15 protein-coding genes are annotated in these 14,941 nt (G+C 31.7%); all 15 read left to right on the top strand.

Translation table 11 applies throughout. The features are described from left to right. The first annotated feature begins 5 nt into the window (after window positions 1–5). On the top strand, window positions 6–1,208 hold the full coding sequence (locus G9Q97_RS14180) for a phage portal protein (protein ID WP_166147903.1): 1,203 nt from the start codon (window positions 6–8) through the stop codon (window positions 1,206–1,208). 7 nt (window positions 1,209–1,215) lie between these two features. Then, complete coding sequence (locus G9Q97_RS14175) at window positions 1,216–1,800, top strand: HK97 family phage prohead protease (RefSeq protein WP_166147902.1); 585 nt, start codon at window positions 1,216–1,218, stop codon at window positions 1,798–1,800. A 59-nt stretch (window positions 1,801–1,859) separates the two neighbouring features. After that, on the top strand, window positions 1,860–3,107 hold the full coding sequence (locus G9Q97_RS14170) for a phage major capsid protein (protein WP_166147900.1): 1,248 nt from the start codon (window positions 1,860–1,862) through the stop codon (window positions 3,105–3,107). Window positions 3,108–3,188: 81 nt separating this feature from the next. Further along, entirely contained in the window at window positions 3,189–3,392 is a 204-nt protein-coding gene (locus tag G9Q97_RS14165; RefSeq protein WP_166147898.1) for a hypothetical protein, read from the top strand. Continuing rightward, window positions 3,389–3,934: a head-tail connector protein gene (locus G9Q97_RS14160; protein WP_166147896.1), complete on the top strand. Its 546-nt coding sequence runs from the start codon at window positions 3,389–3,391 to the stop codon at window positions 3,932–3,934. Before G9Q97_RS14165 ends, G9Q97_RS14160 begins: the two co-directional genes overlap by 4 nt. 1 nt (window position 3,935) lies before the next feature. Then, window positions 3,936–4,259: a head-tail adaptor protein gene (locus G9Q97_RS14155; protein WP_166147894.1), complete on the top strand. Its 324-nt coding sequence runs from the start codon at window positions 3,936–3,938 to the stop codon at window positions 4,257–4,259. Continuing rightward, window positions 4,259–4,714, top strand: a complete 456-nt coding sequence (locus G9Q97_RS14150) for an HK97-gp10 family putative phage morphogenesis protein (RefSeq protein WP_166147892.1) — start codon at window positions 4,259–4,261, stop codon at window positions 4,712–4,714. Before G9Q97_RS14155 ends, G9Q97_RS14150 begins: the two co-directional genes overlap by 1 nt. Then, window positions 4,711–5,115, top strand: a complete 405-nt coding sequence (locus G9Q97_RS14145; protein ID WP_166147891.1) for a hypothetical protein — start codon at window positions 4,711–4,713, stop codon at window positions 5,113–5,115. Before G9Q97_RS14150 ends, G9Q97_RS14145 begins: the two co-directional genes overlap by 4 nt. A 61-nt stretch (window positions 5,116–5,176) precedes the next feature. After that, complete coding sequence (locus tag G9Q97_RS14140; protein WP_166147889.1) at window positions 5,177–5,617, top strand: phage tail tube protein; 441 nt, start codon at window positions 5,177–5,179, stop codon at window positions 5,615–5,617. Between the two features lie 116 nt (window positions 5,618–5,733). Continuing rightward, window positions 5,734–6,039: a hypothetical protein gene (locus G9Q97_RS14135; RefSeq protein WP_166147887.1), complete on the top strand. Its 306-nt coding sequence runs from the start codon at window positions 5,734–5,736 to the stop codon at window positions 6,037–6,039. Between the two features lie 59 nt (window positions 6,040–6,098). Then, window positions 6,099–6,374: a hypothetical protein gene (locus tag G9Q97_RS14130; protein WP_166147886.1), complete on the top strand. Its 276-nt coding sequence runs from the start codon at window positions 6,099–6,101 to the stop codon at window positions 6,372–6,374. Between the two features lie 25 nt (window positions 6,375–6,399). Beyond that, complete coding sequence (locus tag G9Q97_RS14125) at window positions 6,400–8,991, top strand: phage tail tape measure protein (protein WP_166147884.1); 2,592 nt, start codon at window positions 6,400–6,402, stop codon at window positions 8,989–8,991. A gap of 13 nt (window positions 8,992–9,004) precedes the next feature. Next, a complete protein-coding gene (locus G9Q97_RS14120) occupies window positions 9,005–11,989 on the top strand; it encodes an HAD family hydrolase (RefSeq protein WP_166147882.1) in 2,985 nt (994 codons plus the stop codon). A 1-nt stretch (window position 11,990) separates the two neighbouring features. After that, on the top strand, window positions 11,991–12,338 hold the full coding sequence (locus tag G9Q97_RS14115; protein WP_166147880.1) for a hypothetical protein: 348 nt from the start codon (window positions 11,991–11,993) through the stop codon (window positions 12,336–12,338). A 7-nt stretch (window positions 12,339–12,345) separates the two neighbouring features. Further along, the gene (locus G9Q97_RS14110; protein WP_166147878.1) at window positions 12,346–14,931 is read left to right on the top strand and encodes an SGNH/GDSL hydrolase family protein; all 2,586 of its coding nucleotides are present in this window, start codon (window positions 12,346–12,348) and stop codon (window positions 14,929–14,931) included. Window positions 14,932–14,941 lie beyond the last annotated feature (10 nt).

Genomic DNA, 14,941 nt, shown 5'->3' with positions numbered 1-14,941 from the left:
AGTAAATGAGTTTTTTTAAAAATTTGTTATCCAATTCGGTGATAATAAACCCTTCCATTATAAGTATTGAAGATATATCAAATAATACAATCATAGATGCAAATACAGCTTTAACAATTGGTGCATTTTACCAAGGTGTAAACAGTATTTCAAATACAATTGCAAGTCTACCTTTTAAAGTTTTTCAGAATAAGGAAATACAGAAAAAGAATCCTATACATTATATCATTAAAGAAAAATCAAATGACTTGCAAACAGCATTTGAATTTTTCAATACTATGATATTCATAATGTTTTTAAAAGGAAATAGCTTTGCCAAAATCGTAAGAGGTATTACGGGTGATGTTGAACAGTTGATTATAATCAATTATTCAACGGTGGAACCAATCATTTTTAACAACAGATTGTATTTTAAATTTGACAAGGGTGAAAGTATTCCTAATGAAGATTTGATTCATTTTAAGAATATTGGTACCGGATTTTTAGGTATTGATCCAATCAGCAATTTCAGGAAGAATATTGAAATCAATCTAAATGCCACAAGCTATACCAATCAGGTTTATACAGGTGAAGCAAGTAGTATTAAGGGTTCTATTACCTATGACAAAGCTTTAAATGATCAGCAACGGGACAGGTTAAGGAATGAATTGTCAACCAAATTCAGTGGTAAAAACGGCAAAAAGATACTATTCTTAGAAGATGGTATGAAGCTAGACAATATCAATTTGTCACCTGAGCAAACCAAATTTCTTGAAAGTAGACAATTTGAAAAATCGGAGGTTGCTAGTATGTTAAATGTACCTCCTTTTATTGTTGGTGATTATTCAACCACTTATTCAAATATTGAATTGCAAAACCTACACTTTTACAAACAAACACTGTTACCAATCATAACCAAAATTGAATCTGAATTAAAACACAAACTTTTTACCAAGGATGAAATATTGGATGGTTTCTATGTTAAGGCTAATGTAGAAGCTGTTTTAAGAGGTGACAGTAAAAGTAGGGCTGAATATTATAAAGAATTGTTTTACCTAGGTTCCATTACACCAAAAGAAATAAGAGATAAGGAAGATTTACCAACTGAATACAATGGTGAAGCTTATATTCACTCTAATTTAATTCCTTTAGGAATATCCGGTGAATTTTGGACAGGTAAAGTAAATAAAGATTTGGCTAAGGCTGAATTAGATGAAAGTAAAACATAAAAACACAATGAAAGAAATTAGAACTTTTTCAAATATTGAATTTAGAACCTTAGAGGAAAATGAATCAAAGTATATTCAAGGATATGCATTAAAATTCGATACCCTTAGCAAAGATTTAGGTGGATTCTATGAAACCATAAACAGACAAGCCATAAATGATACAACTGATTTATCTGATGTTGTTGCCCTATTTAATCACAATCCTTTGTATGTATTAGCCAGAAAAAGCAATGATGTTGATACACTTGAATTAAAAGTTGATGATACAGGACTTTATTACAAATTTGAAATAGATGAGGAAATAAGCTATCATAAAGATTTGTTTAGGAATATTCAAAAAGGAAATATTTCTAAATCTTCTTTTGCTTTTAAAGTCAATGATAACGGTGAAAGTTGGGAAAAAAGAGATGATAAATATATTAGAACTATTACAAGTTTTAAAGGAATTTATGATGTTAGTCCGGTAACTAATCCAGCTTATGAAGATACAAGTGTAAGAAATTTTGAAGATGTCATTAAACAGCTAGATAAAAGAGAATTTGATTATAGTCATTTAGCCAAATACTATTTACTCAAAAACTCATTGGTTTAATTGATACATTTTTACTTAAGGTTAATAATAATTTTTTGATTTAAATTTTTTAAACATATATGAAAAAATCAATCCAATTGAGAAAAGAATTAGCAGAATTAGACAAAGAAATTAAAGCGTTGTTGGATTCAGCTAAAAAGGAAAATAGGGATTTTTCCAATGAAGAAAAAGAAAACTTTGATACCAAATTCAATGAAGCTGAGGAATTGAGAACCAAAATTGCTGATGCTGAAAAGATTGAGGCTTTTGAAGCTAGAATGGCAACCACACAAGGGGTTAATGTACCTAACATTAATACCAACAAAGGTGAAAGATATTCCTTATTAGGCCATATCAATGCTGTTAGAAGTGGTAAAGTTGATGGTGTATTTGCTGAAGCCCAAAAAGAGGGTGAAAAGGAATTGAGAAACGCAGGTGTTTCTTTAAACTCTAATGCTGTTTACATACCCACCAATTACCAACGTGATTTTTCTGTTACCGGTGATTCTGGAACCAAAGGCGGAAACCTTGTAGGAACTGACAAAACTTCTATCATTGAATCCTTATTTGAAGGTTCTTTGCTGGACAAAGTAGGGGCAACTAAGATGCTTAATTTGGTATCTAATGTGGATATGCCTAAAGGCGGAGCGGTTGTAAGTTCTTGGAGAACTGAAAATCAAACTGTTGTTAGTTCAGATCATACCATTGGACAGGTTGAATTAAGGCCAAACAGATTAGCAACAAGAATGCCAGTTTCCAACCAATTATTCATTCAATCTAGTGCCAGCGTTGAAGCTTATTTCAGGGGTGAAATTGAAAAATCCATTCAGAAAGCTTTGGATTCTAAGTATGTTGAAAACTTATTGGCTTCTGCTGATGTACAAGGGGTGGTAAATGGAACCAACGGAGCTGCTTTAACTTATGCCAAAGTACAGGAATTCATTGAATTGGTTGGTAAAAGTGAAGCTGATACTGATGTTGCTAAATTCCTGATAAATTGGGACGTTTACAGCGCATTGAAAGTATTGGAAAAAGCCAGTGGTTCAGACAAATTTGTTTTAGCTGATGGTAAAGTTGATGGCTTTGATTATGTGGTTTCAAATCGGGTACCAAATAACCTTACTAAAGGCACTGGAACTGATTTAAGTGCTATGGTATTTGGTGATTTTACTAGTGCTGTTGTTGCTGGTTGGGGAACTATTGAAATCATAACAGACCCTTACACTGCCGCTGCTGATGGCCAAACCATTATGAATGTTAATTCCTATTGGGATTTAAAAGATATGTATTTTGAAGGCAAAAGTGTTTCTAAAGACATAATTGCCTAATCAAGTAATTTAAAACAGATAATACAAAGGATAGTCATAAACGGCTGTCCTTTTTTTGTTGATAACCTATTAATTATTTATATGAAAGTAAAAATAGTAAAACCACTCGAACAATCAGGATATTTTAGAAATCAGGAAATTGAAATCAACAAATCAGATTTACCGAATATCCAAAAACATAATATCATTCAAATCATTGAAGATTTAGAAGTTTCAACTATAAAGAATGATACAGAAAAAGCAATCAAAAAGACTTATAAAAGAGGTAGACCCAAAAAAGAATGATAGCAAAACTTTCTAAAAAATCAAATCAAACCATTCTTAGCTTAGAGGATGCAAAGGAACATTTAAGAATATTGCATTCACACGAAGATTTGTATTTGAATAGCTTATTGTATGTTGTAACTGATACATTGGAAAATGAATTAGATTCTGATTTAGTGGATACAGAATATGTATTTTCAATCTATGAAAAAGTAAAGGTGAATGAATCAATCTTATTTCCTAATCCACCTATTGTACAGGTTAAAGAAGTTAAAGTGTACAATGATACTACATTAATTGAAAGTGGTATTTCTTACACCAATTCAGATGAATACATTGTTTTTAGTGAATTGCCTTTAGAATTTACAAGAATTGAAATAACCTATAAAAAAGGATATGAAGATAAGGATGATATTCCTAAAGCAATCAAACAGGCAGCATTACTGTTTTTAACAGATTTGTATATGAATAGAGGAAGCATAGTTATTGGTAAAACAGTTTTTCATTTAGAAAAAACTATTGACAGATTAATTCAACCATACAGGAAAGTAAAGTTTAGCTAATATGATTCAATTATCAGATTTAAGATATAAAATATCCATCTATTACACGCAGGATTCAAAAGGTGAATTTGGTCAACCTTTAAAAGTAAAACAACACTATTCAGATTTCTTTGCTTCAAAATACGATTGGCAAAACAGGGAAAAATATGAAAATAGTCAATTGATTGAATCTGATATCATCATATTTACAATTTACTATGATGGCAATATTAACACCTCATATACCATTGAATTTGAAGGTAAGGAATATAATATTAAAGGGGTTAAAGAAATTGGTTATAGGGAAGGTTTGGAAATCACAGCACAATATAAAAATAATAGATAATGGCAAATATTACTTTTAATGTTGAATCAACCGATTTATTAAGAAGGCTTAGAAGGCTTAATGCTGATGTTGAAAAGCAAGTGATTCGTAAAGCAGTAAGGAAGGGAGCCAATGCAATCAAAAGAGAGGCTAAAAAGAATGTTCCTGTTGATTCAGGTAATATGAAAAAGCGAATCATTATTAGAACTGCCAAAAGAACAGGTGGAACGATGGCATTTGTTAGGGTTGATTCACCTGCACACCACTTAATTGAATTGGGAACTGAAGACCGGGAACCAAAGAAAGCAAAGGTTTTGGCTTTTATGGGTAGTAGTGGAAATATGGTTTATGTGAAAAAGGTAAAAGGAGTAACACCTAATCCATTTTTAGGAAAAGCTTTTGAAAGTAAAAAATCCAATGCTATTGACGCTTTTAACACAGAATTGAGAAAATTCATAAACCAAAATTCATTATGAGTATAGAACAAATTATTTATGATACCTTAAAAGATTCTGTTCCAGTAAACAATATTTTCAATGGAAATATTTTTCCTTTAACTGGTAGCAATGGTAAAAAATTGCCAATTCTTTTATATCAGATTTATCAAGTTGAAGCCGAAGCCACAAAGAAAACAGCTAGTTTAAAAGATACCTATTTATTAAAATTGAATATTTTTTCTGAAGATTATGCTGATGTAGTAAATTCTATTTCGGTTTTAAAAGTTCTTTTTGACAATAAAACCTATGTGGATATTGATGACAATATATTAATAGACTTGATTAGATTTGATTCCTATACTGATGAATTCCAAGAAAACAGCGAAGTACATTTTAGAACAATGAATTTTAATGTTTTTGTTTTTACCAAAGATGCCTGATTGAATTGATAGGATTTTAATTAAAGGTAAATATTTTTACGACTTAAATTTTTTAATATATATGAATAATTCAGATTCCAATAAAATTTTGATAAAGCTGGTTGAAAATACTGAAACTCCCGGTACACCAGTTGTTTTAGCTGGACAAACTTCAGCTAGTTTAGAAATCACAAAAGAAATGAGAGAATACACTTCTAAAACAACAGTGGATGCAAATGACGTTCCTGTTAGAAGGTATATGCCAACAAGGTCAACAATAAGTATTTCTGTTGAATCTTTGTATGATCCAACCGGAACATTAAAACAAGATGAAATTTTTGAAATGTGCTATAATGGTACCAAAATAGATTTTGTTATGGGTGATAGTATTGCAGGTTCCAAAACTGCCAAAGGTTCTGGTTTTATAAGTTCTGCAAGTGGGTCTTTTTCAATGGATGAAACTGCAAGTGCTAGTTTTACTATTGATGTTGATGGAGGTTTAGAGTTTGAAACAATTTCTTAAAGATAATTTTCATTTTTTGTAGTTTTCATTTTTTAAAGGATAATCAAATTTTGGTTATCCTTTTTTTATGGATTGATAAAAACCTAATTAATATTAAATATAAATTATTAAACATTATGATTAAATACTTTGAAGTAAACAGTGAAACCAAAATTCCAGTAAGGATAAGCAGAAGAACTTTAATTCAATTTGAGGAATTCACCAAAAAAGGGTTAAGCCAATTGGGTGATTTATCAACAGGTGAATTGAGTTATTTATTATTCCTAGGTGCAAAAGAAGGATATAGATTTTTAAATGAAAAGATGCCTTATAAAAACTATGAATCTTTTGAAGATATATTGGATTTGATGGATATCACTGATTTTTTTACTAAAAGTGGGGAAGTTGTAAGTGGTTTTTTTACCAGTCAGAAGGGGAAATAAATAATCCACCTTCTGAGAATTCAACAAGTGAAAATAAAAATGATGATATCAGTTTACAATTGGCTTTTGAAGCTGGTTTGTCATTAAATGACTTTTATGATTTGACCCCAATAGAGTTTCATTTTTTTATTAAAGGGTTTGAAAATGAAAGAAAACACCAATACAATTTAGCTAGGTTTCAATCTTACTATTCTATCAAACCTCATTTGGATAAAAAAGCACAATCCAAATCTATTGAACAGTTAATACCTTTTAATTGGGAAAGCAAAAAAGAAATCAAAAAACTAACAGAAAAGGAATTTAGGGATTTACAAAAGAAATGGAATTTCCTTTAATCCAATTTTTTAAAACTATTTTTTAATGAGTAATAATGTAGGTAGAATTCTGGTTAGTATCGGTGGTAATGCTAATCAATTTCAACAAGTAATTGGAGGGGTTCAAAGAGATTTAAACAGATTTTCCAGAAACCTTAATCAGATTGCCAGCGATATCAGTTCAAAGGTTAGCTTACCATTGTCTATTTTAGGCGGTATTGCCACCCATACAACAGCCCAATTCAGTGATGGTATGTTACGGGTTCAAGCTTTAACCAATGCCACCACAAGCGAATTTAAAGCCCTTAACGATCAGGCCAAAGAATTAGGTGGTAACACTCGATTTTCAGCCACTGAGGTTTCAGAAGCTATGCAATATATGGCTTTGGCTGGATACAACACCAAACAGATTCAAGATTCCTTAGCCAGTTCATTAGACTTGGCAGCCGTTGCAGGTGGAAATCTAGCAACCACCACAGACATTTTAACTGATGTAATGTCAGCCTATCAGATTGAAGCCGATCAGACTTCTAAGGTTAGTGATTTATTTGCCATAGGTCAGGCCAAAGCCAATACCAGTGTTGAACAGCTTGGAGAGGCTATGAAATACAGTTCATCCAATATGGCTTCAGCCAATCAAACTATTGAAGATTCAATATCCTTATTAGCTGTTTTTGCCAACAGTGGTTTGAAGGGTTCTATGGCTGGAACAACCTTAAACGCTGTAATGAGGGATATGAAAAAGGCTTCTGATAATGGTAATGTTGCCATTGGTGGAATGAATGTAAGCCTTTATGATGCTGAAGGAAATATGCGGTCACTGGTTGATATTATTCAAGATGTTGAAGCAGCCACAACCGGAATGACCGGAAAAATGAGGGATTCAGCCTTAGCAGGTATTTTCAAACAGGAATCCATTAGAGGGGTAAACCTATTGTTAAATTCTGGATCAGAGGAATTAAGGCGGTACCAAAGAGAATTAGCCAATAGTGAAGGTTCAGCTCATTCAATGGCTGAAACAATGGAAAGCGGTTTAGGTGGTGCTTTGCGTTCTATGCGATCAGCTTTAGAAAGCATTCAAATTGAAATAGGTGAAAAGCTTGCACCTATGTTTTATTCCTTAGCTGATGGGGTTAAAGCTGTTGCCAATTGGTTTAGAAATCTGGATGATTCAACCAAAGAAATTGTGGTTGGATTTGGGGTTTTCCTTGCTATTGTTCCACCTCTTATTCTAGGTCTTGGACAAATTGTAAGACTTGTAAGTTCAAGTATTGGTGCATTAAAGGTATTAACACCTCTATTAGCAGGTATTTCGGCACCTGTATTAGCAATTGGTTTGGCAGTTGGTGCAGCAGCACTTTTAATCTATAAATATTGGGATGAAATAGTTGATTACTTTACTAATGGTAATGGGGTTGCTTTTCTGGATTCCCTAAAGAAATTATGGAATACCACTATCAACGGAATTAAGGACATTATTAATGAATTCGTAAGTGTATCAAAAAGAGTTTGGGATAAATACGGAAATGAAATAACTGAGGTATTCAATTTTTTAAAGCCCACTGTTTTTACAGCCTTTGACCTGATAATTAGCAATTTAACTTTAGTGATTGATTATTTAAGAACCTTTGTAGATGTTGCGGTTAAGCTGGTTAAAGGTGATTTTAAAGGTGCATTTGAATCAGTTGGTAATTTCATTCAATCCTTTTTTAAGGTCATTTTTAAGAACATTTTAACAGTATTTTCCACTGTAATTAGTGGTATTAGTAAGGTCACCGGATACTTCGGATTAGACAATATTTCCAGTGGTCTTAAGACCGTAAACGGGTATTTGGATGAATACATTACCAAGGTTAAAAAGGTCAAAAAAGAAACTGAATCTATTGCACCTTTAACGGTATTAGAACCAAAAACAGTACAGCCTTTACCAGTTAGCCAGGTCAATAATAAGGGTACCAACAGAGCTATTTCAACAGCTGTTTCAGGGGTTCCAGTGGTGGAGCCTGAAATTAAACTTACAAATTTCAACCAGAAATTAAAGGAAATTGAATTGGCTGGTAGATCCTTATCCCAATCATTCCAACAAATAGGATTGGATTTAAGCAACGGTTTCAACTACATAATCAATCAGGGTATTGCTGAAGGCTTGTCTTCATTCAGTACAGCTTTAGGGGAAGTGTTAAGCGGATCAGCCCATATAAGCAGTATTGGTACTGTTTTACTGGAATCCCTGACCAATGTAATGCAACAACTTGGTAAAATGGCAATCGGTGCAGGTATTGCCATTTTAGGTATAAAGAAAGCTTTACAATCCTTAAATCCAGCCGTTGCAATAGCTGGAGGTGTTGCTTTAATAGCCTTAGCAGGTTTCATTAAATCATCAATTGGAAATATGGCAACCAATAATTTTGGTGGTAGTAGGGCTGAAGGTGGAGCCGTAAATATGGGTTCAGCTTATAAGGTGGGTGAAAGAGGAACTGAATTATTTGTGCCTAACCAATCAGGGACCATTATCAGTTCAAATGATTTGAAATTCAGGAATAACCAACCAACTGAACTTAGAGGAAAATTTAGAATTGAAGGTTCTGATTTGGTGTACATAGTCAATAAGGAAAACCAAAAAAGGGGCAGGGTATAATATTTTTTAATCAATGGCATACAACAACAAATTCAAAATAGAATATTCAGATATAAACAACAGGAAAACAGTAATTTATATAAAAGAAGATAACTATAATGGTGAATTGATCACCTTAGAAAGCTTTGGTTCTGAGCCTTTAACAATAAAATGGTATGGTGAAGGGGAAAAGAAATTTAATCCAATAATGCAAAGTGAATGCAGGATAAACTTACTTTCCACAAAGAATTTTGAATTCATTGAATTTTCTGATTTCCCGGAAAAGAAATACAGAATTGAGGTTTTAAAGGAAAATGAAGCTTATTGGGATGGATTCTTAGTACCTGACAATTATAATGAAGATTTTGTAACCCCACCTTATGAGGTATCCATTAAAGCAATTGATTACTTAACAACCTTAAAAGACATACCTTTTAAAGATTCAAATGATGAATTCATCTATGAAGATTCAATAAGTATCATTTCTGTTTTAAAAGTTATTTTTGACAAGATAGGTTTACAACTAGATATTTATGATGGATTGGATATAAGCTATCAAGCCAATCAATTTTCAACAGGTATTTTATTCAATACCCATATCAACACTAGAGCCTTTATTAATAACTTATACCAAGACAATCAAGAAGCTTGGAATTGTGAAGATGTGGTACTAGAGTTAATGAAAGTTTTTGCAGCAACTTTAAAGCAAAATAAAGGACGTTGGGAAATAACCAACTTTAATTTGGAAACTTTCAACTTTTACAAGTACAGTGGTATAACAGGTAATTTTTTAGGAATTGATTCAATCAGCCAAACCAAATATTTGGATGATCATAATTTAAAGATTGTCGAAGGTTCATCAAATATTGAAATAGAAGGTGGTAAAAAATCACTTACAATAATTCAGGACAAAGAGGCCAAAGAACCAATAATCAAAGGGGGGAATCTTTTTGATGATGCTTGGATTAATTCATCCAATCATAAATATTTTAGTAACAATGGTTTTATCAGTAGGGAAAATAACGGATTCATTTTCACACTAGAATATTCAAACAACACTTATGCCACTATTGGGGAAGCTCAAACAGCAAGTAAATCAGATTACATTGGCATAACGGTCAATTATAACAGGTTGCCTTTACAAACCAGCAGAATTGACAAGTTTATTGATTTTGTTTTTGAATCCCAATTAATGGTTGATTATGACCATCCACCGGAAAGAATAACAGACCCAACTTTTGATGAAGACATTTACCAAAATTGGGCTGAAAAGCAGCTACAGGACTTTTTTGAAAATCTAACTTTTGGCCATTATGTACGGATTGAATCAAACAACACGACAAAAAACCAGACAGCAAGATTAAGTTATACGGCTGATTACCCAACTGAGCAATTATACTTATGGTCTACCAATACACCTGATTGGACACCTTTTATTACTGATACACAGGACTTTGATTATATAGAAGCTAGAAGGTATATCAGAAGATACACACTAAATCAGGAATCAAAAGAACCGATGAATTTTAAAAACCCTGATTACAACTATACCAAAAGATTCAATATGTACAGGGTTCTTTTTTTGGTAGGCCAATATGATGAATACAGCGAATACATTTCTTTAGGTGATGAAGGAACAATCAAATTTGATATTTCAGCACCCCATTTTTGGAACGTTCAAAACTATCATACTGATGTACCAACCAAATACCAAATCAATATTAATCGGGTGAATAACACTATCAAAAGAATTGAAATTGATCATCCTAATATTTCTTTGGAAATCGAAAAAGAATATCAATCAATTATTAAAGATGATAATGTAAAAGTTTTGGAAACGATTGAAACTGTTTTAGGTGATGGGAATTTAAGGGATTTGGGAGCTTTACAAAAATCAGATGGAAGTCTAACTGATGTATGGTTCAGGAATAATGAGGAATTGCCAATCTTACAGCATACAGCAAACCGAATTATTGAACAGTATAGCAAACCCTCCTTTACTTTTAGAAGTGAAATATTTGGTGATGATTTGATTGATTTGAATGACATAATCTTTAATCCATCCATAGACAGGACTTTTAAAATACAAGGACTTGAAATAAGTGACAAAGAACAAATGCACAACATTGAATTGGTTGAATTGAGTAAACCATTTGACTTAAGTGTATATGAAGCAATTGAATCCAATAAATCAAATGGAATACCACTTTCATTTCTAACAGGTGATCAAAGCAATATTTATGATTTGTCCTTTGCCATTATAGGTTTATTGGGAAACAAGGAATATGAATTTATTGCTGATACCATTGTTGATGAATTATTTGCTTTGCAAAATGTTGATGGTTCGTTTAATGAATATATTGAAAATGGAATTTTACAAGGTGATGTAACTTTTAAAAGTAATGCAATTCTTTTCTATTCTTTAAACTTTTATATCAAATACAAAATGCATAATCAAAGTAAAGTAAACAAAGCAAAATCTATTGTTGATGGAGTGTTTACTTTCATTGATGGCAATTATTTTAACAATCCAATTAAGTTAGGGTTTGATTCAACCATTAGCACAATTGACAATATTGTTTATTATTTTGGGTTAAAGCTATTTGATTTAAACGTTGCCAAAAAGCTAAGAAAATCGATTGAAAACAACTTGGTTAAAAATGGTAGTTTGATTTATGGTTTACAATCCGATTCCAACAACTTTGATATTATTAATGATACCAGTTTACTTTTAAAAGTTTATGCTTATCTGTTTACTAAAAACAGTAGTTACATAAATGAATTTAGTGTTTTTGAAAGTAATGGGATTTACAAGAATAAGTCAACTGATTCAAATGAATCAATCCATATATCTGGATTAGCAGCATTATGTTTATTTAAAAGTAGAAATTACAGTGAATTTAATTCTATCAAAGAATTGATAAGAAATCAATTATTAGAAAGTAACGGTAATTCACTTTTACCTAAATCAATTTTTTTAATCATTGATTCAAAATTAAAAAATAATTTTTTCAAATAAAATGACCGAATTACAATTAAACATAACTAGAGGGGATAGTAAATCATTTCAATTAAATTTTTTTGATGAAAATGAAAATCCATTAGATATTCAAAACAACTATGATGGGGTTTATTTAGATATTTCCAGCAATCCAACCAGACAAACAGAAGAAATTAAATTGGATTTACAGAATGGAATTTCATTTGGTTTATCTTCTAATCAGGTGGTTTTTACTATTTCCTATTTGCAAACTCAATTATTGTATTTGCCTAAATATTATGGTGATGTTAAGCTTAAAAATGGATCAGTTGTTAAAACCTATTTTAGGATAATTTTTAGTAATCTCCAATCAACAACCAAAATTTAATTTTTTTATGGAAGAATTTAATGTAATCGTTCAGTTAATAGATAATGAGGTAATTACAGTAATAAGTTCAAATTATGCAACTAAGCTAGATTTACAAGAATATTCAAAGACAGATGATTTAGAAAATTTGTCTTCAGAGGTTGAAAGAAAAGCAAATAAACTTACAGGAAAGAACCTGTTTAATATAGATGATCCTGATAACACTTTAGATTATTACGTTAATCCAAATAATGGAAATTTAGCTTATAATACAAGCTATAACGCAACAAATTATATACAGGTTGAAGGGGGTGAAAATTACACGGTAAATTTTAAACATTGGTGTGCTTTTTATGATAGTGAAAAGGTTTTTATTTCTGGTTCCGATACTATTAACACGTCAGGAGAAACAATTTTAATTCCAAATAATGCAGTGTTTATAAGGTGTGGAACAAGCAAGGGGGCTTGGGCTGGATTTCAATTAGAAAAAGGGACAGTTTCAACAGCTTGGGAGCCGTACGAAATAAAAGGATTAGAATCATTTACAGAGAAAACAGAGCTAACAGAAGCGGTAACAGGTTTAAATTCTCAAATAGACAAAAAAGCTAGTAAAGTACCGGGAAAAAACCTTTTTAATATCAATGATCCTGATAGTATACCGGATAAATTTATCAGTGAAACAACAGGAGAGGTAATGAACGGTAACGAAAATTATTTGGCTTCCCATTTTATAGAAGTGGAACCGGGAGAAACCTATTCTTTAAGTTACGGAAATAGAACCGCTTTTTACGATGAAAACAAGGTATTTATTAGCGGAGAAAATAGTTCATCTAATACACGTACTGCACCAAACAACGCAAAATATATTCGGGTAACAACAAATAATGTTTCAACTTTTCAAATAGAAAGAGGGTTTAACCCAACATCATTTGAACCATTTGAGTTAACTGGACTTGATTCATTTTTAAAGCGTAGTGATTTTAATGGAATGGTACATCCTGTTTTTAATCAGGATGATAATACACCATTTGATAACACGTATATAAAGGAATCAATTTCAACCGACATAACGCCAACTTTTGATGAAGATTCGGCACAATGGCTAAATACAACTTCCACCTTTTCAGGATGGGGAACCGCTATTGGAATGCCTCAAAATTTCAATTCTGTTTATGTAAAGGTTAGGGCAAGGGACACGGAAATTACCAAAATAAGATTTCGGGTTTTTGTTGGTGATGCAACGGGTGCTGTTTTAAAAGACAAAATATTAAACGTTTCAATTCTTCCATTTGAAACAAAGGATATTCTTTGTGTATTTGATGATTTAATAGAAAATGCCACAGGCGAAAAACTATTTCTTATTTGGCAATGCAATCAATTTGTGGATAGATACGGAGCTTCATCATCATCAATTTTACCCACCTCAGAGGGGAACGGATGGCCAAGGTTTGTAACTAATGGAAGTTTAACAAGTGTGGGAACGCTTACAACTTCGGGCAGTGAAAGAACCTATGTTAAAACCGCTATTTCCATTCCTATTGTTGGCTTTAGTGATACTTTCATAGGATACATTCAGGAAAAAATAGGTTTACCTGAAATCTTTGAACCCAAAGCCGAAATACTTTTACCATCAAATATATATACAACTGAAAATGTTGAAATGAATATATTTTGGGAAAATGTAATATTTTCAAATATTCCATTGGAACAACTTAAAATTAAAGTAACCTGTAATCTAGGAAATCATTATGAAAGAGGTTGGAGATATATACCAAGTGGATCAGCTGCCAATAGTAATTTAACTATAGATGTTTTTTATTTAGGAACACTATTAGCAACAAAAACAACAACAGTTATTACCAATGGAATAAATGATGGACAATCTAGTTTAAAAGTGTTGTGTATTGGGGATTCAACAACAGCCAATGGGAATTATGTATCAACAATTACAACTGATTACAATACCAATCCAACGGTAACATTTATAGGAACACAAGGAAGCGGAATCAATAAACACGAAGGCCACTCCGGAAAAACATTTGATTGGTTTGTAAATAATACAGAAAGTCCCTTTTGGAATTCATCAACGAATCAATTAGATTTTTCAAATTATTTAACAACCAATTCATTCACTTTACAAAGTACTGATTTGATCACAATACACCTTGGAATAAATGACGTATTTCATTCTATAAGTGAAACAAAGCTAAATACAATCAAAAATAATTGTGATACGCTTATAACAAATATCAGAAATGATGTTCCTGATATTAATATTGTTATTTTAGTTACTATTCCACCAGCAATAAGTCAAGATGCTTTTGGGGTATCATATTCAAATTCCCATATACTTAAACAATATTTAGAGCATTACAAAGAATGGGTATCATTTTTAATTGATAATTATGACACAATAGAAAATAGAAATAACAAAATATTTGTGGCACAAATGAATTGCAACATTGATAGAAAATTTAATTTTCCAAAATCACTAGTTCCAGCGAATTCAAGAACTACAGAACAAATAGAAAGATGGTCTAATGGGGTTCATCCTGCTTTAAGTGGATATCAACAAATGGGTGATTCTCTTTGGATGTTTATTAAAAACCTCTAAAATACAGGCC

This window comes from Cyclobacterium plantarum (assembly GCF_011290685.1).
GTDB lineage: Bacteria > Bacteroidota > Bacteroidia > Cytophagales > Cyclobacteriaceae > Cyclobacterium > Cyclobacterium plantarum.
Note: the sequence above shows the minus strand (reverse complement) of the source record. Positions and strands in the feature narration are given on the sequence as shown.